General features: G+C 56.5%; 21 protein-coding genes and 1 pseudogene. 10 read left to right on the top strand and 12 right to left on the bottom strand.

Features of this window, described 5'->3' with window-relative positions; genetic code table 11:
• The first annotated feature begins 44 nt into the window (after positions 1 to 44).
• Positions 45 to 689 (top strand): anthranilate synthase component II, encoded by a 645-nt coding sequence (locus tag BISA_RS08620; RefSeq protein WP_033891444.1) that lies wholly within the window; start codon positions 45 to 47, stop codon positions 687 to 689.
• Positions 690 to 785: 96 nt separating this feature from the next.
• Here BISA_RS08620 and pknB read toward each other — a convergent pair whose 3' ends face one another.
• The 7 genes from pknB to BISA_RS08585 are packed head-to-tail and all read right to left on the bottom strand — an operon-like array spanning position 786 to position 9,799.
• Positions 786 to 2,810: a Stk1 family PASTA domain-containing Ser/Thr kinase gene (gene pknB, locus BISA_RS08615; RefSeq protein WP_420308697.1), complete on the bottom strand. Its 2,025-nt coding sequence runs from the start codon at positions 2,808 to 2,810 to the stop codon at positions 786 to 788.
• A complete protein-coding gene (locus tag BISA_RS08610) occupies positions 2,807 to 3,757 on the bottom strand; it encodes a serine/threonine-protein kinase (protein ID WP_033891442.1) in 951 nt (316 codons plus the stop codon). The genes pknB and BISA_RS08610 overlap by 4 nt, the downstream gene beginning before the upstream one ends.
• Positions 3,754 to 5,220, bottom strand: coding sequence for a peptidoglycan D,D-transpeptidase FtsI family protein (locus tag BISA_RS08605; RefSeq protein WP_033891441.1), 1,467 nt, complete (start codon positions 5,218 to 5,220; stop codon positions 3,754 to 3,756). The genes BISA_RS08610 and BISA_RS08605 overlap by 4 nt, the downstream gene beginning before the upstream one ends.
• Complete coding sequence (locus BISA_RS08600) at positions 5,217 to 6,893, bottom strand: FtsW/RodA/SpoVE family cell cycle protein (RefSeq protein WP_051917448.1); 1,677 nt, start codon at positions 6,891 to 6,893, stop codon at positions 5,217 to 5,219. Before BISA_RS08600 ends, BISA_RS08605 begins: the two co-directional genes overlap by 4 nt.
• Positions 6,890 to 8,536: a PP2C family protein-serine/threonine phosphatase gene (locus BISA_RS08595; protein WP_033891440.1), complete on the bottom strand. Its 1,647-nt coding sequence runs from the start codon at positions 8,534 to 8,536 to the stop codon at positions 6,890 to 6,892. The genes BISA_RS08600 and BISA_RS08595 overlap by 4 nt, the downstream gene beginning before the upstream one ends.
• Positions 8,537 to 8,540: 4 nt before the next feature.
• Positions 8,541 to 9,068, bottom strand: a complete 528-nt coding sequence (locus BISA_RS08590) for an FHA domain-containing protein FhaB/FipA (protein WP_033891438.1) — start codon at positions 9,066 to 9,068, stop codon at positions 8,541 to 8,543.
• 29 nt (positions 9,069 to 9,097) lie between these two features.
• A complete protein-coding gene (locus tag BISA_RS08585) occupies positions 9,098 to 9,799 on the bottom strand; it encodes an FhaA domain-containing protein (protein ID WP_033891437.1) in 702 nt (233 codons plus the stop codon).
• A gap of 168 nt (positions 9,800 to 9,967) precedes the next feature.
• Here BISA_RS08585 and BISA_RS08580 point away from each other — a divergent pair, with 168 nt between their 5' ends.
• The 8 genes and pseudogenes from BISA_RS08580 to yddG all read left to right on the top strand — a co-directional run bounded on the left by BISA_RS08580 (position 9,968) and on the right by yddG (position 21,083).
• Complete coding sequence (locus BISA_RS08580) at positions 9,968 to 12,508, top strand: prolyl oligopeptidase family serine peptidase (protein WP_033891436.1); 2,541 nt, start codon at positions 9,968 to 9,970, stop codon at positions 12,506 to 12,508.
• Between the two features lie 23 nt (positions 12,509 to 12,531).
• Entirely contained in the window at positions 12,532 to 13,623 is a 1,092-nt protein-coding gene (locus BISA_RS08575; RefSeq protein ID WP_033891435.1) for an alpha/beta fold hydrolase, read from the top strand.
• 1,538 nt (positions 13,624 to 15,161) lie between these two features.
• Positions 15,162 to 15,761, top strand: a pseudogene (locus tag BISA_RS13530) (vWA domain-containing protein); the annotation flags it as partial.
• A complete protein-coding gene (locus BISA_RS08565; RefSeq protein WP_237746127.1) occupies positions 15,761 to 16,561 on the top strand; it encodes a 5-bromo-4-chloroindolyl phosphate hydrolysis family protein in 801 nt (266 codons plus the stop codon). The pseudogene BISA_RS13530 and the gene BISA_RS08565, both read left to right, overlap by 1 nt.
• Positions 16,558 to 17,664 (top strand): substrate-binding domain-containing protein, encoded by a 1,107-nt coding sequence (locus BISA_RS12610; RefSeq protein WP_033891432.1) that lies wholly within the window; start codon positions 16,558 to 16,560, stop codon positions 17,662 to 17,664. Before BISA_RS08565 ends, BISA_RS12610 begins: the two co-directional genes overlap by 4 nt.
• A gap of 48 nt (positions 17,665 to 17,712) precedes the next feature.
• Complete coding sequence (locus tag BISA_RS08555; protein WP_237746126.1) at positions 17,713 to 18,894, top strand: toxic anion resistance protein; 1,182 nt, start codon at positions 17,713 to 17,715, stop codon at positions 18,892 to 18,894.
• A 211-nt stretch (positions 18,895 to 19,105) separates the two neighbouring features.
• Positions 19,106 to 19,621, top strand: a complete 516-nt coding sequence (locus BISA_RS08550) for an Hsp20/alpha crystallin family protein (RefSeq protein ID WP_033891431.1) — start codon at positions 19,106 to 19,108, stop codon at positions 19,619 to 19,621.
• Positions 19,622 to 20,096: 475 nt separating this feature from the next.
• Positions 20,097 to 21,083: an aromatic amino acid DMT transporter YddG gene (gene yddG, locus BISA_RS08545; RefSeq protein ID WP_033891430.1), complete on the top strand. Its 987-nt coding sequence runs from the start codon at positions 20,097 to 20,099 to the stop codon at positions 21,081 to 21,083.
• Positions 21,084 to 21,091: 8 nt separating this feature from the next.
• Here the strand turns inward: yddG and BISA_RS08540 are convergent, their stop codons facing one another.
• Positions 21,092 to 21,430 (bottom strand): hypothetical protein, encoded by a 339-nt coding sequence (locus tag BISA_RS08540; RefSeq protein WP_237746125.1) that lies wholly within the window; start codon positions 21,428 to 21,430, stop codon positions 21,092 to 21,094.
• A 51-nt stretch (positions 21,431 to 21,481) separates the two neighbouring features.
• Between BISA_RS08540 and msrA the strand changes: the two genes are divergently transcribed.
• On the top strand, positions 21,482 to 22,516 hold the full coding sequence (gene msrA, locus BISA_RS08535; protein ID WP_033891429.1) for a peptide-methionine (S)-S-oxide reductase MsrA: 1,035 nt from the start codon (positions 21,482 to 21,484) through the stop codon (positions 22,514 to 22,516).
• 33 nt (positions 22,517 to 22,549) lie between these two features.
• On the opposite strand, the gene BISA_RS08530 is transcribed toward msrA, so the two are convergent.
• From BISA_RS08530 to dcm, 4 genes are all read right to left on the bottom strand, one after another.
• Positions 22,550 to 22,924 carry a HepT-like ribonuclease domain-containing protein gene (locus BISA_RS08530; protein ID WP_033891427.1) on the bottom strand — a complete coding sequence of 125 codons (375 nt, stop codon included), beginning with the start codon at positions 22,922 to 22,924 and terminating at the stop codon, positions 22,550 to 22,552.
• Positions 22,924 to 23,505 (bottom strand): nucleotidyltransferase domain-containing protein, encoded by a 582-nt coding sequence (locus BISA_RS08525; protein WP_033891426.1) that lies wholly within the window; start codon positions 23,503 to 23,505, stop codon positions 22,924 to 22,926. Before BISA_RS08525 ends, BISA_RS08530 begins: the two co-directional genes overlap by 1 nt.
• Positions 23,506 to 23,614: 109 nt before the next feature.
• Positions 23,615 to 23,929, bottom strand: a complete 315-nt coding sequence (locus tag BISA_RS08520) for a nucleotidyltransferase family protein (protein WP_033891425.1) — start codon at positions 23,927 to 23,929, stop codon at positions 23,615 to 23,617.
• Positions 23,910 to 25,181 carry a DNA (cytosine-5-)-methyltransferase gene (dcm, locus tag BISA_RS08515; RefSeq protein ID WP_152597246.1) on the bottom strand — a complete coding sequence of 424 codons (1,272 nt, stop codon included), beginning with the start codon at positions 25,179 to 25,181 and terminating at the stop codon, positions 23,910 to 23,912. The genes BISA_RS08520 and dcm overlap by 20 nt, the downstream gene beginning before the upstream one ends.
• Between the last annotated feature and the right edge of the window lie 36 nt (positions 25,182 to 25,217).

The following is a 25,217-nucleotide window of genomic DNA, read 5'->3' as shown; positions in this document are numbered from 1 at the left end:
AGCTGAAGTAGTATGGCATGCAAGTCGACTTCAAGGAGAGCAGCATGACCGATTCCGCGCACATTCTGGTGGTGGATAACTACGATTCATTCGTCTACACGATTGTGGGATATTTAAAGACGCTGGGTGCCACGGTAGACGTGGTACGCAACGACGCCATTGATCCTGCCGCGCAGGGAGTGCTTGACGGCTACGACGGCGTGTTGATTTCCCCTGGCCCGGGTGCTCCGGCTGATTCCGGTGCCAGCGAAGATATGATTCGACTGTGCGCGGCCAATGACGTGCCTATGTTTGGTGTTTGCCTTGGTTTGCAGGCGCTCGCTGAAGTGTATGGCTGCACAGTGGATCATGCGCCCACGATTATGCATGGCAAGACCAGTTTGGTTGAGCATATTGATGATGAAATCTTTGAAGGCGTCGCTAATCCGATGACCGCTACCCGCTACCATTCGCTGGCTGTGGAACCTGATTCTGTGCCGGATACTTTGGTGGTAACCGCATGGACTCAGGGTGACCATATTGTGCAGGGTGTGAAGGTGAAGGATAAGCCCATGTACGCGGTGCAATTCCATCCGGAATCGGTGATGACGCAGGACGGCTATCGTCTGCTCGCTAATTGGCTTAAGGTTTGCGGTCAGGATAATGCCGTGGCCAAGTCTGCTGGATTGCAGCCTAAGGTGACGAAGTAAACGACACTTGTACTCCTCTCAGTCAGGAGTAAAAACAGGGGCTCTGTGCGTTACTGTGACGCACAGAGCCCCTTAGATTATGAGAGATTGATGTGATTATTCGTCGGTACCTGGCGTAGTGCTGCCGTTGTTGCCGTTCGTGCCTGCATCTTTGGTGGTGATGGTGACTGTAGAGCCCTTATCCACTTGAGTGCCGGCAGCGGGATCAATGCTGACCACTACGGCAGAACTATCAGTGGGGCCGTTAGCAGCGGCCACCAAGCCTACGGCTTCCAGCTGCAATTTGGCAGTAGCGTAATCGGTTCCTGCGCTAATAGAAGGCACAGTGACCTTTTCTTTGCCTGTGGACACCCAGATCGTAATCGTTCTGCCCTGTTCGATATTCGAGCCAGCTACAGGATCGGTACGGGTAATGGAACCGGCATCCACCGTATCAGACGACTCTGTTTCCACAACAAAGTTGAACATGCTGCTGTACTGCGAAATAACCGCATCCTTGGATTGACCCACCAGATTCGGCATGCTGGTCATACCAGAAGACACGTAAATCGTAATCGTAGTGCCCTTCGGCGTTGGTGAACCAGCTGCAGGATCAGTGCGGGTCACCATATCCTTCTCAATATCAGCACTGTCTTCGGTCTTCACCGTGGAACTGACCTTGAAGCCAGCATCCTCAAGCTCGGTACGAGCCTCATCCTGGCTCATATTCTTCACGTCCGGCACTGGTACCGACTGCGGTCCAGCAGAGAACCAGACAGTCACCTTGGAGCCTTTGGCCACCTTAGAACCAGCCTTCGGACTCATCTTGGTGCACGTGCCTGCAGCTTCAGTGGAGTCAGTATCCTGCTTCTCCACCATTTCCAGACCAAGCGCGTTGAGCTTAGCTTCTAAGCCATCCTTCGACGTAGTAGCCGTGCAAGCTGGCACAGTCACCATTTCCACAGCGTTCTTCTGCGCATTGTTCATAGCGAACACCACGCCGACCACAATGGCAATAGCAGCGATAACACCAATAATCGAGCCGATAATAATCTGCTTCTTCTTTTTGGCTTTAGCTGCTGCAGCACGCTGCTCAGCACGCGTCTTCAAGGCGTTCTGCGCGGCCACATTCGGCGGCACCTGCTCGAACTGACCAGTTACCGGGTTGAACGCCTGAGTGGGCTGCTGTACCGCCACGGTAGGCTGTTCGCGCTCGGCCTCCTTGCGGGCCTTCACATTGGAAAGATCCGTCAACGGATTGAACGCAGCGGCCACAGGCACGCCACCGTTCATATAGGTCAAGATATCGTTCTTGAATTCGCCAGCGGTGGCATAACGGTTCTGGCGATCCTTCGCCATAGCCTTGGCCACGATGGAATCCCACATCTTCGGCAAGCCGGGCACCACGGCACTCGGTGGCGTTGCCACTTCAGACACATGCTGGTAGGCGATGGCTACAGCAGAGTCACCAGTGAACGGCGGGCGGCCGGTCAGCATTTCATAGAGCACGCAGCCTGCGGAATACAGGTCGGAGCGCATGTCTACGGTCTCACCACGCGCCTGCTCGGGGGAGAGATACTGGGCAGTGCCCACCACGCCCTGCGACTGCGTCATCGTGGCGGCGGAATCATCCAGTGCACGAGCGATACCAAAGTCCATGACCTTGACCACGCCCTGCTCGGAAATCATAATGTTGCCGGGCTTGATATCGCGGTGAATAATGCCCATGCGATGCGAATAATCAAGCGCGCTCAGCACGCCGAGCATCACCTGTTCGCAATCGCGCTGGCTCAACGCGCCATTCACCTTGATGATGTCGCGCAGGGTCTGGCCCTTCACGTATTCCATCACGATATAGGGCAGACGTTCGGTATCGCCGGCGTCCGTGGTAATGGTTTCTTCGCCCGAATCGTAGATGTTGACGATATTCGGGTTGTTCATTTGCGCGACAGAACGAGCTTCGCGGCGGAAACGTGCGAGGAAGATTTCGTCATTGGCGAGTTCCGCGCGCATAATCTTCACGGCTACGGTACGGCCCAAACGAGTATCGAGAGCGATACGGACCTCGGCCATGCCGCCGCGTCCGATGAGCTGGCCCAGCTGGTAACGGCCACCGGCCAGTGCGTTAGGCATGCTGCTCATTGCTTATTTCCTCCCAATCTTGAGACAGGAGTCTCCAAAACGATGCGTGGCGTGCTCATCACTCGGCGAGGCACACGCATTCCGGAAGTCACCATGGTCTGATCCGCCATTTCAGTCTGCTGATCAAGCAGACGGCGTTCAATACGGGCCAGCGTACGGGATACTACGAGCGCGTCTTTCGGACGGTCGAGTGGATCCTTAGCCAGCATGGACATTATGAATTCACGAAGCTGTACGTCTACTGAATCCGGCAGCGGCGGCACCGGATTGTTCACATGAGCGGCCGCAATATCCACAGGGGTTGCGCCAGTGAACGGGCGATGCCCAGACAATCCCTCGTATGCCACCACACCCAGTGAATAAATATCAGATTGCGGTGTGGCCTGCTTGCCCTGAGCCTGCTCTGGGGAAATGTATTGTGCGGTTCCCACCACCATGCCATCTTGAGTAATCTGACCCTGACCGGTGGAATAGCTCACGCCGAAATCAGTGATTTTCACCTCGCCAGTGTCTGAAACCATAATGTTGGCAGGCTTGACATCGCGATGAATCACACCGTGAGAATGAGCGATAAACAAGCCGCGCGCAGTCTGAATAAGAATCGGCAGCAGTTCAGTCGGATCCATCGCACCTTTGTCGTGGAACAAGTCCGCCAATGATTTTGACGGAACATATTCCATAATGAGGAAGCCGATGCCATCATGCTCATAGTATTCAAACAATGCGGCGATATTCGGGTGCGCAAGATTCGCGGAATTATGAGCTTCCGCACGAAGTCGGCGCAACTTAGCTTCCGCATTCGTAGCGTCTGAGCGCAGCGCCTTAATAGCAACCGGGCGTCCGAGCTGAATGTCATAGCCCTTCCACACTTCGCCCATGCCGCCCTGAGCCAACCGCGAGTCGAGGCGGTAGCGACGATGAATAAGCTGTCCTTCAATCAGTTTCATTGTTGCAGTGCCTCCTGAATTATCGCGCGCATAATCGGGCCGGCTGCGAGCGAACCAAGCAGATCAGTGTTGTGCACCATCACAGCCACGGCGATTTGCGGATCATCCGCAGGCGCAAAACCGATGATCCAGCCATCGATGCTGCTGTTATCCACACCGATTTGTGCAGTACCAGTTTTAGCCGCGATGGAGATGCCATCAATGGCCAATGATGGATTGGCTTCGGTGACCACGCTTTCCATCATCGTGGTGAGTTTATCAGCAGTATCCTTGCTGAACACTTTAGCCATGGTTTGTGGCTTGGTTTCGCTGATTACCGACAAATCCGAAGCTCGTACACGATCAACCAGCGTGGGGCGCAGTAGCTTGCCATCGTTAGCGATAGCTTGGGCCACCATAGCCATCTGCAATGGCGTGGCCTTGGTATCGCCTTGGCCGATAGATGCCAGAGCCAGTCGGTCAGGCGTGGTGCCCGAGGGGAAGGTGGATGCCGTAGCCGTCATCGGAGTGCCGGTTGCAGTGGTGCCATCGATGGTAATCGTGCTGCCAAAGCCCAGAGACGTGGCCATATCGCTGATTTTCTCTTCGCCAAGCGCCACACCCAACTGTGCGAATGCGGTGTTGGACGAGTATGCGATAGCGTTCTGCAACGTGATTTTGCCGTCAGTGCCGTTGGCCTGCCATACTGCGTTCGGTAGCTGCGTATTGGTGCCCGGAAGCGTATAGCTTGAGCCTGCAGGAATCTCAGTATCGGTCTGGTATTGGCCGGTTTCCAATGCTGCGGATGCCACGATGGTTTTAAACGTGGACCCCGGCGGGTACAGCTGAGATGTGGCGCGATTAATCAGCGGGCTGTTCTCGCCTGCTGCCAAATCGTTGTACGCCTTGGCAGCAGCGGTGGCATCATGCGTGGCCAGCTGGTTCGGGTCATAGCTCGGCGTGCTCACCATCGCCAAAATACGGCCGGTTTTGACTTCCGAAACAACAGCTGCACCATCGCGCGAGCTGAGCTGATCGTAGGCAACCTGCTGCAGTTTCGGGTCGATGGAGGTCTCGATAGATGCACCCTGGTTGGTGCTGCCGGTGAGCATGGCCTTGGCGCGCTGCCAAATCAAGGAATCGGCTTCACCGTTGAGTAGCATGCTTCGCGAAGCTTCCAGACCGCGATCGGCAGTCTGATTGATGGAGAAGAAGCCGGTGATCGGCGCATACAGCGGACCGTTGGAATATGTGCGCTGATATTTGAATGCATCATTGACCGGCTCGGATTGTGCCATAACCGTACCGTCTGAAGCCAAAATAGCACCACGGTAAGCGCCCAGCTCGTGGTACAGCGAACGGGCGTTACGCGAATCACTGTTCAGTGAATTAGCGCGCACAGCCATGATGATTGATGAGGACAGCCCGAGCACCACAAACAGGCAGACTACAGCGGTGAACAGCTGACGCAGATACTTATTCATGCGCGCGCACCTCCATGTCTTGGACCGTGATGATTACTAGTGGAACGATAGCCATTCGCTGGCGGAATCGGTGGAACTTGCGGTACTTGAGGTACGTGAGGCATCTGCGGCGACTGGGTTTGCGCAGTCGGAGGAACAGGCGGCAGCGTGCCAGTAGGCGCGGTGTATTCCTCGCCTGCAGTCGACTCTGGAGCGCGGCGAGTAGTATCCACAATCTCACCGGAAGGATCATCCAAACCATATGCGTTGGCAGCCGTGGCCGAAGCCGTGCGAGGGCGAGCAATCGGCTCCGTGGCACGAGCTCGCTCTTCAAGCTCCTTATCGCGCAACACAGCCAGCGCCTCGTATTGGAGGGATTCGGAAGTGAGCTCCGGCTCCGGCTGGTTAGCCGCATCGGAAATAACGATGAGCAGTGCGGCGAGAACATAATTGGCAATCAGACTGGAACCGCCGGCTGCCATGTACGGCAGCGTCAAACCAGTCAACGGAATCACCAAAGTGACGCCACCCACCACAGTGAACACCTGGAATGCCATAGTGAACACCAAGCCAGAAGCGAGCAGCTTGCCAAAACCATCCTTGATTTTCATCGCTGCAATAAAGCCGGATGCGATGATAATCAAATACAGCATCAAAATAGCCAGCACACCAGCCAAACCAAGCTCTTCGCCCAAAGCCGTGTAAATGAAATCGGAATTAGCGAATGTAGTCAGCGCAGGGTGGCCTTGGCCCAAGCCAGTGCCTACCATACCGCCTGAAGCCAAGCCGAAAATACCGGTCACCAGCTGCCAGGAGCCGCCGTATTCCTTGTTGTACTGCTCGTTGCTGAACGGATGCAGCCAAGCATCAACACGCTGACCCACATGGCTGAACATGCTGGCCGCCAATACCGCGCCCACGGCGAATGCCAGCAAGCCAATCACAATCCAGCTTTTACGGCCGGTTGCCACATACAGCATTGCCACGAACATGGCGAAGAACATCAGCGACGTACCCAAATCGTGCTGCATAACGAGCACGCCCATCGAAGCCACCCACACTACGATGATCGGGCCCAAATCCTTGATACGCGGCAGCTGCAGGCCGAGCACTTTCTTACCGCCCACAGCCAGCTGATCGCGATGATCGAACAGGTATGCGGCAAAGAAGAATGCGAGGAACAGCTTGGCGAATTCACCAGGCTGGAACTGGCCAAGACCAGGAACTTTCACCCAAATGCGCGCGCCGTTGACCTCCTGGCCAAGCACCGGCAGCATCGGGGAGAGCAGCAGTACCAGGCCCACCACCATAGACACATAGGAGAAGCGGCGCAGTACGCGGTAATCCTTCAGGAACACAATAATCAGCGCAGAAAGCACCAATGCAATGCACAGCCACATCAATTGCCGCTGCGCCACTCGAGTGCTCATGCTCTGATCAATGCGCGCAATCATCGTGACACCAATGCCGGTAAGCAAAAGCACGCAGGGAATAATCGCCTGACTAGCGTACGGCTGGAAACGCACGGTCAGCGCCCACAGCACAAGGAACAATGCCGCAGCCACACACAATATGACGAGATAGTTCGACGGTATTGAATTGGTGGTGCGCTCAAACATTTGAATGAAAGCAAGCGCGCTGATGGCCATAGAGACAAGCAGTAGGCCAATCTGACGTAAGCGGGTAGCGATCATTGATTGCCCCCTGTGGCGGCATCATTCGCCGCACCAATGCTCGGCTGATCGGAGGACGAGCTGGAGTCATTCGAATCGCTGGAGCTATTGGAATCATCAGTGCTGTTGGAATCAGAGGAGCTGTCTGAAGTATCAGTCTTCTTGGATTTCTCCTGCTCCTGCTGCTTCAGGAACTTATTCATTTCACTGCGAATAATAGATACGTGAGACTGAGCCTCATCCAAAGAATCAACGGTAATGCCCTGATTAATCTGGTCGCGCCAAGTCTGCGGCAATTCAGACAGGGAAATCGTGGTGCTGCTCACCTCATGGGAAAGTTCCATACCGAAAATATTGGTGGGTACGCCTTGGTAAATCGCAACCTTACCGTTGCTGTTACCCACGTAATAACGCGTCTGGCTCCACAAATACGTGCCGCCGCCCACGCCAAACAGGGCTGCAATAACCACCACGATGGTGAAGATCAGTGCAAGCCTGACTCGGCGCTTTTTCACATGCGTGGCCTTGGTTTGCTGCGCCTGCTCCTTGCGAATGGCCTGTGCCACCACAGGATCGTTCGGATCAGCCGAGATGCGGCCATCAGGGCGCTGCACCACCGGAATCTCACCGGTATCGGGATTTGCTCGTTCGCCGGTTTCCTCACGCACCGAGGACGGTTGCGCCACGCGTGCGCCGGAAGGTTCCGCAGTGGCCGGAGCTGAAGCCTTGTCATGTGCGCTGGCAGGCTGTATTAGTGCGGCAGCACGCTGGGCCGGAGAATTATCCACGCGCAATGCGGGAGCGGTGGCCACCGGTTCGTTGACGATATCGGCGATGGTTTCGAGACTATTGCCGGCAGCGCCACCCACCAATGGCGTCTGGTGGGGCAGGTCGAATGCGTCCGCATCCAAAGCGAGCGTGGCATCGGCAATGACTGCAGTCACATTATCCGTGCTGCCCGCGCGCAAAGCCATTTGCACCAGATTCTGCGCGCATTCACCCTGATCGGAGAGCGCAGTCATGGTCTCTTCGATAGTGGAATCTTCGAGCACGCCACACAAACCATCTGAGCAAAGCAGCCAACGGTCTGCGGGGTGAGCGCGACGAATGGAAATATCAGGATGCGGGTCGATGTCAAAATCGCCGAGCACGCGCATTACCACATTGCGCTGCGGATGGTTCTTGGCTTCGGCCGGCGTAATGCGACCGGTATCGATCAGATGCTGCACATAGCTGTGATCGCTGGTAATGCGGCTCAAATGGCCGTCGCGCAGCAGGTAGGCGCGAGAATCACCAATATGGGCGATAACCCAGTAGCCGGCCACCAAAGCCACGGCGGTTACCGTAGTGCCCATGCCGGCAAGCTTGCGTTCACGCTTGGCTTTGCCCACGATGGCATCATGCGCAGCCATCACGGAGGTTTCCATCATATGCGAGATGGCTTTTACATCACCGCCGGTATCGTCCTGCTCAATATGAGCCAATGAGCGGATGGCGATGGTAGATGCCGTATCGCCGCCCGCATGACCGCCCATGCCATCGCAAATGGCGATCAAATGCTCGCCGGCGAAGGAGGAATCCTGATTATTCGCGCGCACTGTACCCACATCAGACACAGTGGTGGAGTAGAGGAACAACGGTTGTGAAGCGGCGGAATTAGGCATGCGGCTACCTCAGTTCGAAGGTTGTGGCGCCGATGCGCACAGGAATACGGGCAGGAAGAATGGTGGGGCGATTAATGCGCTGCTGGTTCACAACAGTGCCGTTCGTGGAATGCAGGTCCTCAATGGCCCACTGGCCGGAAGCGGCATCCAAGTACACGCGAGCATGATGCGAAGAGACGAACTCGTCATCCAACACCACGGTATTGGAAGCGGCACGGCCCAAAGTAATTTCGGACTCGCCAAGCGGCACCGAGCTGCCGGCAAGAGGCCCGTCGATAATCACCAACAACGTAGGCTGCTGGCTGTGACGGCCCGCCGACGCCGCTGCGGAACTTCGTGCAGCTGCAGCTGGTGCACGCGGCGCCTCGGCCTTCACCTTGTGGGCTTCGCGCTCGCGGCGACGGCGAGAACGCGAAGGGCGCGGGCTGAACGTTTCGATGTCTTGGCGCAGCGAACGGACCGCAAGCCATATAAAAACCCACAGTAAGGCCAGAAAACCATACTTCAGTAGGGCAAAAGTCAATTCGGTCATATGAAGGACCTTTGAGCGGGGACTCGGGGCTACTCCTGCGCCTGTGCCGAGGCCCAGAACAGGATGCGCGTGCGGCCGATGGTAATGGTATTGCCGTCGAGCAGTGTTGCGGCGGGCACCTGATGGCCCTCCACATACGTGCCGTTGGTGGAACCCAGGTCGCGTGCGATAACACCGTTTGCCGTGATGTCAATCTCAAGATGCTTACGGGAGATGCCCGGATCATCAATCACAATGTCGCAGCCGGAGCCGCGGCCGATCACGGTCTTCTCTTTGGTGAGCAGATACTGGTTGCCGTTCACCTCAAGCACCGGGCTATCCTCGGTCTGCGCGTCCGTGGTGACGGGCACAGCATTGCCCTGCACGGATTCGGAAGTGAGGTTGAAATTGCCCTTGGTGAGGTTCAGATCTTCCTCAAAGATCACAACCACGGGGCCAACGAATGCGTAATGCTGGCTCTTGGCGTATTCAGTGAGGTTGTCGGCAAGCTCGTTGGCCAAAGTCTCGCTGCCCCATGCTTCGATACGGTCAAAGTCCGGGGTGCTGAGCTTGAAACGATATTCATTCGGGGCCACCGTGCGGTCGCGGCCCACCGGCATGGCTTCCGCGTCGATCTCACGCTCCAGGGCGCTGGAAAGATCAACAGGCTGCAGGTCTTTGGAGCCAAACTTGGCGAATACTCCGTTGACTGCACCCTCCACGCTTTTTTCAAAACGGTCGAGAACGCTCATAGTCCTCCCTTTCTAATCGTCACCTATCCTACGCGGCCTTGGGAATATGGTGCAAAAAACCGGCCAAATCACCAATTATGAGTGCAGAATTTCCAAAATTTAAGGGTGATTTTAGGGCTGGCGTGGGTGTGGCGCACCATCTCCGCACAACGGCGTAGGTTGTAAGGCATGAATGAAACGATTGATATCAATGATGCCATCAAGGATTTTCCTCGCCGTAAGGCGCGGACGTTGCGGTTCACCAGCGGCTCTCCACGTTCGGCACGCGTTATAGGAGACGGTTCGACCGCGCTGTTTTTGCGCTCGGACGGTCCGGAAGATTTGGTGACTGCTTTGTGGCTGAGCTGGTTCGATGCGGCTGGGGAACATCACGAAACTAAGCTCGCCGATCCGCGTGAATTGCTGGGTGCGGATGCGGATAGTGAAAACGTGCCTGCTGAGGAGCGCGCTCGCCGCGAACGCGCTCGTGAAGGCGGCACCGGCATTGTGAATTATTCAGTGGATGATGCCGGCGATCGTGTGGTCTTTACGATTAATGGCCGTTTGTATCTGACGGAAATTGATTGGCAGGACGCAGTTGAATCGGTGGTTGATGCCGGCGATGCAGCTGCTGAGGAAGAGGAACTTGGTGGATCCAGCGAGACCGAGGTGGCCATCAAGGTTCCTGTGGCTCGCACCCGCGAGCTGGCCGGCGAATGGCTGGACGGAGATTCGGAAACGTATGCGCCTGTGTTGAATCCGCGCATTGCTCCGGATGGTTCTCATGTGCTGTACACAACCGGCGCTTACCTGATGCTGGTGGATATTGGCGACTGGGATGCCGCCTCTACCGATCGCATCACCGCTATTTACGGCGTCAGCGTGGAAGACGAAGACGGCAACCCGGCTGAGAACACATGGAAGATCGGCTTGGCTGAATTCGTAGCCGGCGAGGAAATGAACCGATACGACGGTTTTTGGTGGTCGCCGGATTCCCACCATGTGCTGTTTGAATCCTTTGATACCGCCGACGAGCCGATCTGGTACATCAGCGACCCTGCCGACCCCGAGCACGCGGCTGCCGGTCGTCGTTACCCGCGCGCATTGGCCCAAAATGCCGATGTGTACCTGACCGTAATCTCCCTGGCTTTTGATGAGAACAATCGATACGCCGGTATCACCGCAAATGCCGATGTGGACTGGGATCGCGAGGCCTACGAGTACGTTGCTGCCGTGAACTGGGCGGAAGGCCATGATCCGCTGGTGCTCGTGCAGAACCGTCGCCAGACAGCCGATCAGGTGCTCGAGGTGGCCGTTGCTACTGCAGACTTGGCAAACGGCGACGATGCTCCGCAGCTTGGTGCCACCCGTGTGCTGGAGGAGCATACGAACAATCAGTGGATTGACTTGGTGCCGGGCACTCCCGCCTACACGCCGAGCGGCCATTTGGTGTGCGCGCTGAACGATATGGAGACGGACACGAACCGTCTGACCGTGGACGGCCGCCCATTCACGCCGGCTGGCTGGAATGTGCGCGAGGTACTCAATGTGGATGATGGCAACGTGATGGCCGTGGTGCAGCGCGAACCTGATTTGGCTCCTGAAGTGCCAGCTGTTTGGTCCGACCGCGGCGGCGAACATGACGCGCGCAGCTTCGACGTGGTGATCTTCGATTATGACGATACTTATGGTGATGATTCTGGTTGCGCCGTGATTCCGGTCACCACACGCCCCGGTGTTTGGACGGCATCCGCGGGCAAGTGCGGCATGGTGATTACCGGCCGCGATATGGAGCATGCCAAGGTCGAAATGACGCACGTGGTGGCATCAGATTCTGTGACTGATGCGGTTGCCGATGCTGTATTGCGCGGCAAACTGCCGCAGGCACATGGCGGTATCGCCAGCATCGCCAACTATGCCGATGAGCCAGGTTTCACGCCGAACGTGCGCTTCACGCGCCTCGGTGAGCACCGCCTTTACACCGCAATCATTGCGCCAAGCGCCGATAGCCCATACGCGAATGCTGCCAACTTGCCTGTGCTAATGAAGCCGTACGGTGGCCCTGGATTCCAGCAGGTTGTGGATGCGCAATCCTTCTATTGGGAAGGCCAATGGTGGGCCGATCAGGGCTTCCTCGTGGTCACGGCGGACGGCCGTGGAACCACCGGACGTGGCCCTGCCTGGGATCGCGCGATTTTCGAGGACATGAAAGACGTGACGCTCGCCGACCAAATTGAGGCCGTCAACGCTTTGCCCGAGGCGATAGCCGAACTCAATGCGGACGACGATGCTGCTGTCATCCCCGCTCCCGATCTCGATAAAGTCTGCATGATCGGCTGGTCCTACGGCGGCTTCCTTTCCGCGCTCGCCGTGCTCGACGCGCCGAACGTGTTCAAGGCCGCTTGCGCCGGTGCTCCGCCTACCGACTGGACGCTGTACGACACCCATTACACCGAACGCTATCTTGGCCTCGATCCGGAGGTGTATCGCCGCAACGGCATCATTCAGGATGCTCCCAAGCTGGAGCGACCGCTGATGCTCATCCACGGCTTTGCTGATGACAACGTCACCATCGCTCACAGTCTGCGCCTCTCTCAGGCGTTGATGGCGGCCGGCCGCCCGCACACCTTCTTGCCGCTCACCGGCATCACACACATGACCAACGATGAAACCGTGGCCGAAAACCTGCTCATTCTCCAGCGCGACTTCCTCAAGGAATCACTGGCCTGAACGGAGGGTTTTACAATAAGGACATGCAGCTGACGATGATCGACGAAAACAAGTACGCCGAAACCATGCAGAATACCGTGTTGCCGGCACTTGAACAGTGCCGCGACGAAGGCTGGTTCGATCCTTCCGCCGCCGAGCGTGCGGCTGGGCTCGAACCGCTTTCCGGGCTTATGGATACCGGCGGTCGATCCGGTCAGCTGCACTACCTGTGTTATGACGCTGGCAAATTCGATGCCATCCGTGAAGAAGGCGCAACCGCCACATTCCGCGGTGCCATCGTGATTAGCCACGGCTTCACCGAGTTCGCCGAAAAATACGATGAGCTCGTCTGGTACTTCCTCCTCGCCGGCTACTCGGTGTGCATACTGGAACACCGCGGCCACGGCAAATCCGCGCGCGATGTAGAAAACCCCTGCATGGTGTGGATTGACAATTGGCGCCGCTACGTGGCTGATTTGGCCGCATTCGCCGAAACCATCGGGCAGCAGTATGCGGCCGGTATGCCGCTGAATCTGTTCTGTCATTCAATGGGCGGCGGTATCGGCGCTGCAGTGTTGGAACAATACCCAACCCTGTTTGATAAGGCCGTGCTTTCCGCGCCGATGATTGCCCCCGCTACCGGTATGCCGCTGAATGTGGCTCGTGTGCTGGTCGGCACTTTGTGTGGTCTGGGCTTCAGCAAGAAGCGCGTATTCGGGCAAACCGACTTCACGCCGGAATTTTCAATGAAGGGCAATGAAGGCGCATCCGAAGCGCGCGAACGTTGGTACTTCAAACTGCGCTGTGAAAATCCGGAATACCAGACTTATTGCGCAGCGTTCGAATGGGTGCGTCAGGCGTTGAAGCTGAATCGTGCAGTGCTGAAACCTTCGGCCTGTGCGGAAGTGGAAACCCCGATTCTATTGTTCCAATCCGGCCACGATATTTGGGTGCTGAATAAGCCTCAAAACAAGTTCATCCAACTGGTCAAAGATGGTGGCGGCGAAGCCAATCTGGTGCGCTTCCCTGAATCGCGTCACGAGATCTTCTCAATGCCCAATAGCACCTATAAGCCGTATTTGGATAAGATCTTGAGTTTCTACGATGATCCAATGATCGCCAGCGCCTCGTACTAATGGTGTTTCCTATGCATCGCAGTGAAGCCGCGTAGCGAAGTCGCGGTGAACACATATCAGTGCAAGAAATTCCGGAAATAACTGGCTACTTCCCGAAATCCTTGCACTGACACTCACTCAGCGCAAGGATTTCCGGAGAATGGCGGTCATTTCCCGAATTTCTTGCACTGACGGTTGCTGAGTGCAAGAAATTCGGGAGGACAAGGGTTCTGGCCCGAATTCCTTGCGCTCAGTGTGGCGGTTGTGCTTAATGATGTGGCGGTTGTGTTAATGAGGGATGTTGGTTGTGATTGGTGGCTGATAGATAATGGTCGGGGCTTCGGCGTTGATGCCCTGCACCCATCGATAACTACGTAGCTGAGTGTAGTTCTTCATTGAGAGTTCATTTTTCTGTCACCTTGAGGTATAGCCTCTTTATAAGGCGGGAGAAGAATGGAATTATGGGCATTGTCTCTTCTCTTCGTCGCCGCGCCGCAGCGGTTGCGGCACTAGTATGCGCCGGCGCGCTTGTACTGACCGGCTGCTCGATTAATGCTGGACTGAATTCTAATAATGATTCCGCGGATGACGCTAACGCAAACACGCAAACATTCACGCCATCGAACAACAAGCCGACCGCTACTCTGAGCATCGCCTCCGGCTCGGAAAACAAGGAAGTGGCCACCGCCATCCAGAAGGCCGCCGATGAATCTAATGTGGCCATCACCATGCACTACATGGGTTCGCTGGAAATCATGAATGCGCTCAAGAATGGCGGCGAGGACTACGACGCCGTCTGGCCGGCCTCCTCCATGTGGATTTCAATGGGCGACACCAAACATATCGTCAAAGACGCCACCAGCACATCCACCACGCCTATCGTGTTCGGCATCGCCAAATCCAAAGCAATCAACCTCGGCTGGGCAGATGACTCCGGGAAAACCAAGCCGGTCTCCACTGCAGACATTCTCTCCGCGGTCAGCAACGGGGCTCTCAAATTCTCGATGACTTCCGCCACCCAATCAAATTCAGGTGCCTCCGCTTACCTGGCCTTTATGACCGCATTGCGCGGCGGCGACCAGCCGTTAAGCGAACAGGATTTGAGCAATACTGAGCTTAAGGATTCCGTGACCAAGCTGCTCTCCGGCGTGGACCGCTCCTCCGGTTCTTCAGACTGGCTTAAAGACATGGTGGTCGCCAAGCCTGATCGCTTCGATTCAATGGTCAACTATGAGTCCCTGGTGATTCAGGCGGATAAGACACTGACCAAAAAAGGTCACGATCCGTTGCTCGCCATCTACCCGTCCGATGGCATAGCCGTTTCTGATTCACCGCTGGGCTACGTGGACCGCGGCCAGAAGCTCAAGGACGCATTCGACTCGTTCGCCAAGGCGCTCAGCTCCAAGGATTCCAAGCTCGAATTCGAACGCGCAGGCCGCCGTACCGGTCTCGGTGGCGCACTCGCCTACGCATCGGATTCCCAAGTGCAGCAATCCTTCCGTGCTGAATGGGGCATCAATACTGATGCTTCCGCGCTTAAAACCATTCCATTGCCTGCGGCCTCGGTTATTAACAGCGCGCTGAACGTGTACCAGACCGTGCTGAGGAAGCCAAGCTGGACTGTTTGGGTGGTTGATTACTCCGGTTCAATGTCTGGTGAGGGCAAGGATGGTGTGGTCAAGGGCCTTAACGCCGCACTGGACCAGAACAAAGCCAAGGCCGCTTATATCGAGCCCGCGGATGGTGATGTGAACATTCTGATTCCGTTTGAATCCGAGGCCCATGATCCGGTTAAGGCCACTGGCACGAACACCGGCAAACTACTGAACGACGCGCAAGTCACCGAGGCCAGCGGCGGCACCGATATTTACGCCGGTCTCGAAGCCGCATTGCAGCAGCTGCCCAGCGAATCAGAAGCCTCCAAATACACCACAGCCATTGTGCTGATGACTGATGGCCGTTCAATGACTGACAATCAGAAAGCATTCGAATCCGCATACCAGAGCAGTGGCCGCGATGTGCCGGTCTTCTCCATCATGTTCGGAGACGCCGATTCCAGCCAGCTGAAATCGCTCGCAAAACTCAGCAACGCCAAGGTATTCGATGGCCGCTCTGGCGATCTTGCCTCCGTGTTCCGTCAGGTCAAGGGGTTCAACTGATGCTCCAAGTAATCTGCGGATTCATAGCTGGGTTGGCGCTCGCCGGCTTCGGCTTCTGGCTGGCCGGCGGCGGCGTGGTCGGTGCCGGTGTGGCCGTGGTGCTGGCCGGTCTCGGCTATGTGGCGGTGTCCACATTGACCGAGCCCGAACGGCGAATCGGCCGAGCCCTGGCCTCTGCGTTGCCCAATGGGCAGAAGGCGGCTGATGCCATTGATGCTGCCAATGCTCGGCTGCGCTCGATTGCTACGCTGACCTCCCAAGTGCGCGATGCCTCCGTGCGCGCGGAATCCAACGATTTCATCGTGGCCACGCGCGACCTGGTGAACTACGTGACCCGCGACACCTCCGCCTATCAGACGCTGCGCCACTACATCACTGTGTACGGTGAGCAAACCGAGCAGCTGCTGCGCTCCTATGTGGATGTGGAAAGCTCGGGCGCGCGCGACCAAATCGCCAAAGCGCGCACAGAAACCATCGAGGCACTGCAGGTGCTTGAGCAGACCGCGGCCGGCGAGCTGAGCCGCGCGGTCAGCGCCAAAACCTTGGGCATCGCAGCTGATTCCGATGCAATCCAGCGCTTGGCGCGCATGGATGGGTACGATGCCGCGACGCAGCCGCAATCGCAGCAGAGGCCAGCGCAACGCAATGCACAGTCGCAATTGACGAATCAGCGTGAGCAATCGGATCAATTGGAGCAGTTTGATCGACTGAGCTGGGCGAGCGGGAATCAGCCCCAGCCGGAACCAGTGCGGTCCAAGCCGGCCCAGAAACCGGCAGAAGGGCGGCAGGAGCAGGAATGAAACTATCGAAATCGAAAATCATCGGACTTATCGCGCTGCTCGCAGTAGTGGCAGTGATCTGCGGCACCTTGGTTTGGCGACAAGCCCAGCCGAAGCCCGCGGCCCCTGTGGAACAAGTCAGCGTGAACGGTTACCTGGGCGGCGAAAAAATCGGGCTCTTCGATGATGCCAAATTTAAGGCGCTCGCCGCCGAGCAGGGCCTCAACATCGACTACCGCAAGGCCGGATCGCTGGCCATGATGGACGCCGACACCAAGGGCATGGATTACCTGTTCCCCTCCTCGCGTGCGGCCGTGGAATACGGCAAAGCCAAGGGCGTGAAGGCCGCGCAAAGCGACATCGTCTTCAACTCGCCGATTGTGCTGTACACGCATAAGGCGGTGGCCGAGGGGCTGGTGGCCAGCGGTCTGATTACCAAGGATGATTCCGGTGCGTACCACATGGACATGGCCAAAGCCGTGGACGCGATGGTCAACAACAAGACGTGGACGGACGTGGGCTACGCGAATGGTTACGGACAGTTCCGTATCGACTCCACCGACCCGGTGCAGTCGAACTCAGGCAACGAATACGCGGCGCTGATAGCCACCGTGATGAACGGTGGGCAGCCGGCCACCACGGATTCTGTGGCCCGCGACGGCGAGAAAATCAAGGCGATTTTCGCCAAGTCGGGCTGGATGGAAACCTCTTCGGAAGACGCGTTCAACCAATTCCTGACGCTCGGTGTGGGTTCGAAGCCGATGATGGTGGGCTACGAATCGCAACTGCTGGATTTGGCCGTAAACCAGCCGGACGCATTCAAACAAATCAAGGATGACGTGGTGGTCGTTTATCCCACGCCGACCGTGTGGAGCACGCACACGTTGATGGCGCTGGACGACAAAGGCTCCAAGCTGTTGAGCGTGCTGAAGAGCCAGAAAGTGCAGAAGCTCGCATGGGAGCGTCACGGTTTCCGTGCAGCCAACTTCGCCGGCACCGACTCCATCAAGCGCTTTGGCGTACCCGGTACCCTTGAGCAGGTTCCAGCCGTTTCCGAACTGCCCAACAACGACGCCATGCAGCAGCTCATCTCCACTCTGAAAGGTGTCGATTTACAGCAGTAGCTCTCTTTTGCTCCATCATCAATCGCAGCCGTTACGAAAGGAACCCAAATGACCACACAAATCACCCTCGCAGACCTCGCCAAGGGCAGCACCGCCGCTGTCACCAGCCCAGCGCTGAGCGCTGGTACTGGCGCGGCGAATGGAGTATTAGTGCCTACTGCCGCCGAGGCACAGGCCGCCGCAGCGTTGACCCCGGACCAGCAGATCGCCAAACTGCCGGAAGCAGACCAGCAGCAGGTCACGCAGATGGCCAGCAGCATCGACTTCACGCGCGAAGGCATCGAATCCTCCTACGGCAAGGATGCCCAGCGCGCCACCTCCACATTCGCGGACGAAATCCTGTCTGAAACCCGTTCCAAAGACACAGGCGAGGCGGGCGAGCTGCTCAACACCATGCTCGTGACCATCGATGAGGCCGAGCTCGGCGGCTTCCGTAAGATTCCGATTTTGGGACAGGTCGCCGTCTCCATTGATAAGCTGCGCCGCCGTTACCAGAAGGTTGATGCGCAGATCGACGAGATTATCGTCAAGCTTGAGGCCGCACAGTCGCGCTTGGTTGCGGACATTTCCATGTACGACACGATGTACACGCAGAACGCACAGCAGTATCGCGAGCTAAAGATCACTGTGCTGGCCGGCAAGAAGGCGCTCGCTGACTTCCGTGCCACTCAGTTGCCTGCTTTGGAGGCCGAGGCACAGAAGAGCGGCGACCCGATGCAAGCGCAGCTGCTGAAGGACTTCAAAGCCAAGCTGGATCGTTTCGAGAAGCGTCTTGACGATCTCGACCGTATTTCCGTAGTGACGTTGCAGACCGCGCCGCAGATCAAGATCATCCAGAACGCGGACCAGACCATCGTGGACAAGATCGACACCACCATCTCCACCACGATCCCGGTGTGGAAGAGCCAGATGGTAATCGCGCTGGGCCTGTCCAACCAGCGCAAGGCCCTGGATCTGCAGAACAAGGCCGACGATGTGACCAACAAGCTATTGCAGAAGAACGCGGCCGCCCTGCACAAGGGCGCGGTGGATGCCGAGAAGGCCAACCAGCGCTCCGTGGTGGAAATCGAGACGCTGGAGAAAATCAACTCCGAGCTCATCGCCACCCTGAAGGAAACCGTGCAGATTCAGAAGGAAGGCAAGGCTAACCGCGAGGCCGCGCAGGTCAAGATGCGTCAGATCGAGTCTGACCTGAAGAATGCGCTGATTGAGAACGCCCAGCAGATGTGAGGCTGCGGGGCGGCGAAGTCGAAATTTCGGGGAATTTCACTGTGGGTAAAACTCCGGAATGATTGCCGCCCTCGGGAATTGAGTGAAGTGAAGGTCAAAGGTTGAGAGCCCGGGAGGGTTCCGGAGCCTGCCACGATAACCGCTGTCGGTCCTGCACAGGGCTGGCGGTTGGTAGCCAAACAGGTTCTCTCCTAGTTGAGGAGTACCGATTATGGCAATGTTTCCGGCTTTGATGAATGACACGATGTTCTCTGATCTGTTCGACGATCCGTTCTTTGAGGGTTGGCGCAACATGGACAACCAGGTGGCTGCGGCCATGCCGGCGAACATGATGAACACGGATGTGCGTGAGACTGCCAACGGCTACGATGTTGACATCGACATGCCTGGCTTCAAGAAGGACGATATCAAGCTCGAACTCAACAACGGCTATCTGACCGTGTCTGCATCTCGCAGCAGCGAGCATGAGGATAAGGCTCCTGAGTCCGCTAGTGGCGAGAACGCTCAGGCTTCCGATCAGAAGTGCGTTTGCGCTTCCGATGAGGGTCGTTGGCTGCGTCGCGAACGCTATATGGGCTCTTGCTCTCGTAGCTTCTACGTTGGCGACGACGTGAAGGAATCCGACATTCACGCCAGCTACAACAACGGCACGCTGTGCATCCAGGTTCCGAAGATGCAGGCTCAGCCGCAAGTCGAGTCCAAGCACCAGATCGCGATTGAGGGCTGATGCGTTAAGCGGATTTAGCCATCAATCGAACTTCGTTCTGAAGCTCAGCTGTGAAGCATATGGTCCGACGACGCTGTTCGCCGGGCCAGCCTCCGAACGAGGAGGCAATCGACTGGGTTGATAGGAATCGAAGTTCCCGTGCAATCAAGCAATCAAGCTTGTTCCCTGCGCTGCTCGTTCTACGTTTTCTACGCTGACTAGTCAACGGGCGGCGGGAAACATAGCCAATGAAAATGCCGAGTGAGGCAATACCTCGCCCGGCATTTTTGTTTGTATGTGCGCGCAATCGACAATGCCTGCGCGAACATACAAACGATTCTTACGCCATAATCATTCGTATGTTCGCGCGGGGTCCGTAAGTTGCGCGGACATACGAATGATGTGCACAGGCATATGCAAGGGCGCTCCCGCGTTGTACACGTCCGATGGGTAGAGTGGCCCCGGAACAATATGCAGCGGGGACAAGGGGGACGCGGTGGCGGAGAACACGCAGAATGCGCATAACGACGCGAACAACGCAAGTAGCGCAAACGGCAATGCGGGCAACCAACCAAACTTGACCGGCGGTCATGTAGTCTCCTCAGGCGCGACCGTCGTCGGTCTGATGGCCATTGTGCTGTGGAGCTTCATGGCTGGCACGGTGCGCATCGTGTCCGAGGGCTTCGGTGCCACGCTCGGCTCCGCGCTGATCTACACGTTCGGCGGTATCCTGCTGCTGATTTTCCGTCGCCCGGCACCGCTTAAAGAGTTTCCGCGCAAGTATCTGATTGGCGGCGGACTTCTGTTCGTGTTCTACGAATCCTCGATTTCGCTTTCGCTCGGCTTGGCTTCCACGGATGCTTCGTCTGTGGAAGTGAGCTTGGTCAATTATTTATGGCCCACGATGATGGTGCTGCTCGCGGCCGGTGTTTCCCATCGCAAGAATGCAGTACTCAAAGTGCTGCCGGGTGCGGTCGTGGCCACGGCCGGCGTGGTGCTGGCGGTCGGCGGCAATTCCGGGCTTGACTGGCATGCGGCGGCCGCGCATATCGCGCAAAATCCTCTGCCGTATATTCTGGCGTTCCTGGGTGCGTTCGCATGGTCGATTTATGCGGTGTTTACGCCGGCCTGGTCCAAGGGCGTGGATGGTACGTCGGTGTTCTTCCCGTGCGTGGCTGTGGCGTTGTGGATTATTCATTTCGCATCCGGCCAGGGAATGCCGGCTCAAGCGCCGACCTTCAAGTCATGGTTATTCGTGGTGATTACCGCCGTGGTGATTGCGGGCGGCTACGCCTGCTGGGGCTACGGCATTCTGCATGGCTCGATGGAGCGCTTGGCCATTGCGTCCTATGCCACGCCGGTGCTCTCCACTGGTGCCAGCGCCGCGCTGCTCGGCCTCGCGCTATCCGTGCCGTTCTGGTTCGGCGCCCTGCTCGTGGCTGCTGGTTCCGTACTGAACTATCTGGTCAGCGCGCGCAAATAAACGGTCGATTACTTTCCGCGGCGCTCGCTAGGCCTGCGCAGCGGATCGAGCAGTGTGTCCGGGTTGGAGATTCCGAGCATGCTGCGCCCGCCCGTCGATTCCGGATGCTTGGCGATAATCGCCAGCGAAATCGCACCAGGAACCATAATGATCACCGCAATCGCAGCCAACCCCCAACTCACAAAGAAACCAAGCCCCAGCGCAATAAGCACTACGGCAACGACTGTGACCGCAATAGTCAGTCGTGCTTGCTTCGGTCCGGACGCCTGAGTCCACGTTGCTTTTGACTGCTGCTGCGGCTTGGTTTCTGCAGGGGAGTGATGTGCTTCATTATTCGCGTTGCTCATAATCTCAAGCATATTCCGTGCAGAGTAGTTGTTCAGAGTAACGTGAGGCGTATGAGCGAGAACGTGAACACTTCGAATAATGCGGACGCGAACGTAAGCGCGACCGCTTCGCAGCAGTCCAACACCCAGACTGCCTATTTTGCCGGCGGCTGCTTCTGGGGCTTGGAGCGATACTTCCAGAACGTGGATGGCGTGGTGGGCACCACGGTCGGTTACGCGCAGTCCACGGTGGAGTCACCCACCTATGAGCAGGTGTGTGCCGGCGAAACCGATGCCGCCGAAACAGTGAAGGTGGTATTCGACCCGGCTCAGGTGAGTCTGCGCACGCTGTCGCTGCTGTTCCTGGAGGTAATCGATCCGTTCTCCGTGAACCAGCAGGGCGAGGACCGTGGCCGCCAGTATCGCACCGGCATGTTCTACACGGATGATGCACAGAAGACCGTGTACGCGGCGGCGCTGGAGCAGCTGGTGGACCGTCAGCCGCAGCGTCCGGCCGTGCTGGTGGAACCGCTCAAGAACTTCTACCCGGCCGAGGCACACCATCAGGATTATCTGATCAACAACCCCGGCGGCTACTGCCATGTGCCGATTGCCGCGATCGCGAACGTGAAGCGCCGGCAGAAGTATGTCGAGCGGATTTGGGATCTGACGCTGGAGCAGTTCGCGGTGACGCAGCTGGCCGCAACCGAGCGCCCGTTCGTCAACGAATACGACGAGGAATTCGAGCCCGGCATTTACGTGGACATCATCAGCGGCGAGCCGCTATTCTCGTCGCGCGACAAGTTCGACTCCGGCTGCGGCTGGCCGGCGTTCTCCCGCCCGCTGAAGGGTTCGCTACTTACCGAGCATGAGGATCATCGCATTCCCGGCCGCGACCGCATTGAGGTGCGCACCGCAGAAACGCAGATTCACTTGGGCCACGTGTTCGAGGACGGACCGGCCGACCGTGGCGGCCTGCGCTACTGCATGAACTCCGCCGCCCTGCGCTTCGTGCCGCGCTCGCAGATGGAAGCTCAGGGCTACGGCGACTGGATTCCCGCCGTGGACGGAGATACGGAGGCAGACGACAGCATTAAGAAGTCGTAGCGGTTGAGATGGTTTGGGCCTAATATGTGGTGACTAGTCTTCGATAGCGTCGACTAATGGCTGCAATTGTGCAACGAGATGTGGTGCATCCTTGGTTACGGTATCGTACAGTGATTCAACATCGATTTCGTCATAATCATGGACGATTACGTTGCGCAGCGCACGCAATTCATTCCAAGGCAGATTTGGCATTGTGCTGCGGAAGCTATCTGAAAGTTTGCGGGCACATTCCTGCACTTGTGCCATTTCCATTGCTACGGAGTTAAAGCGTATGCGGTTATCCTCTAGCGCTGCAGATGATGGTATGTCGCCGATGTCGTTGATGGCGTTAATGAGATGATCAAGCAAGCGGATGAGCGTACTTTGATCTCGGAATACTTGGTCGTGATGATGAATCGTAGTTTGCATTATGCCACCTTAATGAGGTCAGGCGTGATGTGGTCGAGAAAGCGTTTGCTAGCGCGGCTGCGCTTGGCATGACGCAGTAACGAGTCATAAGAGATGAGGGATACTGTTCGTCCAAGCATGGATTCCAGATCATCGATGAGCTGCTGTTTCTCCATGATCGAGTAAGATGCTCCAGGTTTGAGACGGTAGATTAGATCCACATCCGAGTCTGGTCTTGCATCTCCGCGTGCTACTGATCCATATACATACATTTCAGCAATGTGATGTCGCTCTACAAGACGAGACACGATGAGTTTAAGCGTAGCTATTTCTAGAGTGCTGTTCGCTGATGCGGTGGGTTGCGAGGCATTCGCGGCTTCTGCTTCAACATTCGCATCTGCGTCAGTTGTCTTGTGTGAGAGAGCATGTCCGGCCAGGGTCGCTAGTGCGCGCTCATAACGCTGCAGAAAATCCTGCGTCGGATTGCCTTCGCGTTCCGCGCGTGAAAGCGCCGACTGGGTGGTGCCCATCGTCTTAGCTGCCTCGCTCTGGCTGATATGTGAACGCATGCGTTCCTCGCGCAATTCAGCAATCGTCTTCATGTACTCAATATAGCATATATGCTATATGTTGATGTTTTTCTGCCTCATTTCAGTGCAAAATGATGCAGAAAACCAGCTGATGATGCAGAAAATGATGCAGAAAATGCAGCTAGATAACTTGAATCAAGTCAGGCTTGATGTGATTCAAGAACATTCGGCTGGCTCGGCTCCGCTGTGCACGACGAATCAGTGAGTCATAAGAAAGCAGTGATGCTTTACGACCGAAAAAGTGCTGTAAATCATCGGTGAGCTGTTGCTTGGCCATCATTCTCAGTGCGGCTTCGGGTTTAAGCCGGTACAGCAGGTCCACATCGGAATCAGGCAAAGCCTCGTCGCGAGCTAGAGACCCGAACATATACAGTTCCGCAATGCCGTAATGTTCGGCGATATTAGCCAATTCTTCTTTATTGAGCTTGATAGTCATGGGCAATTACTTCGCCGATGCGATGGGGAATTTCGGTGACTAGAGCATTGCCCATGCAGAAGGCACGTCGGCCATCGCTCATACCGGTATCCGTCCAGCCTTTCGGGAACATCTGCAATTGATCCAATTCATCCGGCACCAAACGGCGAAGTCTGCCATCTTGCTCCACGACATGTTTTGTACGGCTGGCTCCTGCCCCACCTTCGCCAGTCAAGATTGTTCGGCTAGGCGAAGTGAGTGGATCAGGGAATGCCACCGGTCCTTCAGAGTAGGTGTATGTATAGCCGGCGGAAGTGGTGCGCTCTTCCTTCTTCCCTCCCTTGAGATAGGTCCAAGAGGGGATTTTGGTTTCGTCAATCCAGAATTGCTCAGGGACATCAGATGCAGGCACTAGTACATCGCCTAAAGTCATGTGGTTGCCTGCATATTCAGCGTCTGCCTTCATGGTGACTACCTGTCCGTTAATCATGACACCGGTATTGCGAAATAGGCTTACCTTGTGTCCCTTACCAAAGGTCTGCGTGACTTCGTAAGGGTCGTTTCCGATGCTGAAATAAACGAGTCCCTTATCTTTTTCGTTAGGCCTAATGGGGAAAGCACGTGCCATAACGCCGGTGGAGAGAAGTCGCTCTTCAAGATTTCCCCATTCGGAATTATGCTCTGCGTATATATACACTCGGCGTCTGCGCTGGGGCATGCCGTATTCAGCAGCATTGACGACATGCCATTCCACGTTGTATCCCAAACGATTCAGGCAAGACAAAATGATGGCGAAATCACGGCCGCGTTGACTTGCGGGGGATTTAAGCAGACGGTCAACATTTTCCAGTAAGACAATTTTCGGCAGCCTCATCTCTAGGAGATGATTGATGCTCCACCATAGAACGCCTTTGCGTCCCTCAATGCCGGCTGCGAGAGCGAGCGGCTTTGCAACGCTATAGTCTTGACAAGGGAATCCACCAACGAGCATGTCAAAGTCGGGAATCGCTCTCTCTCCGGCATCGACTTCGTCTAAGACTTTAGCGATGTCCTCATTCACGCAAGAACCTTTGCCGAAATGCTGTTCGTAGCAGCGCCACGCAAATTGCTTGGATTCTTGGCCCATTGGTTCCCATTGATTAGCCCATATAGTATGGAATGGGCCAGCGGGTTCCATGTAGAAATCATCCCCGGGTTTGCCGTAGCCGTCGAGTCCCAAGCGGAACCCGCCGACTCCGGCAAACAGCTCCGCAATCCTTATCTCAGCAGCCACAACATTCCTTTCGATTCGAACGATCGTTCTATATTT

This window comes from Bifidobacterium saguini DSM 23967, from assembly GCF_000741715.1.
Classification (GTDB): Bacteria; Actinomycetota; Actinomycetes; order Actinomycetales; family Bifidobacteriaceae; genus Bifidobacterium; species Bifidobacterium saguini.
Note: the sequence above shows the minus strand (reverse complement) of the source record. Positions and strands in the feature narration are given on the sequence as shown.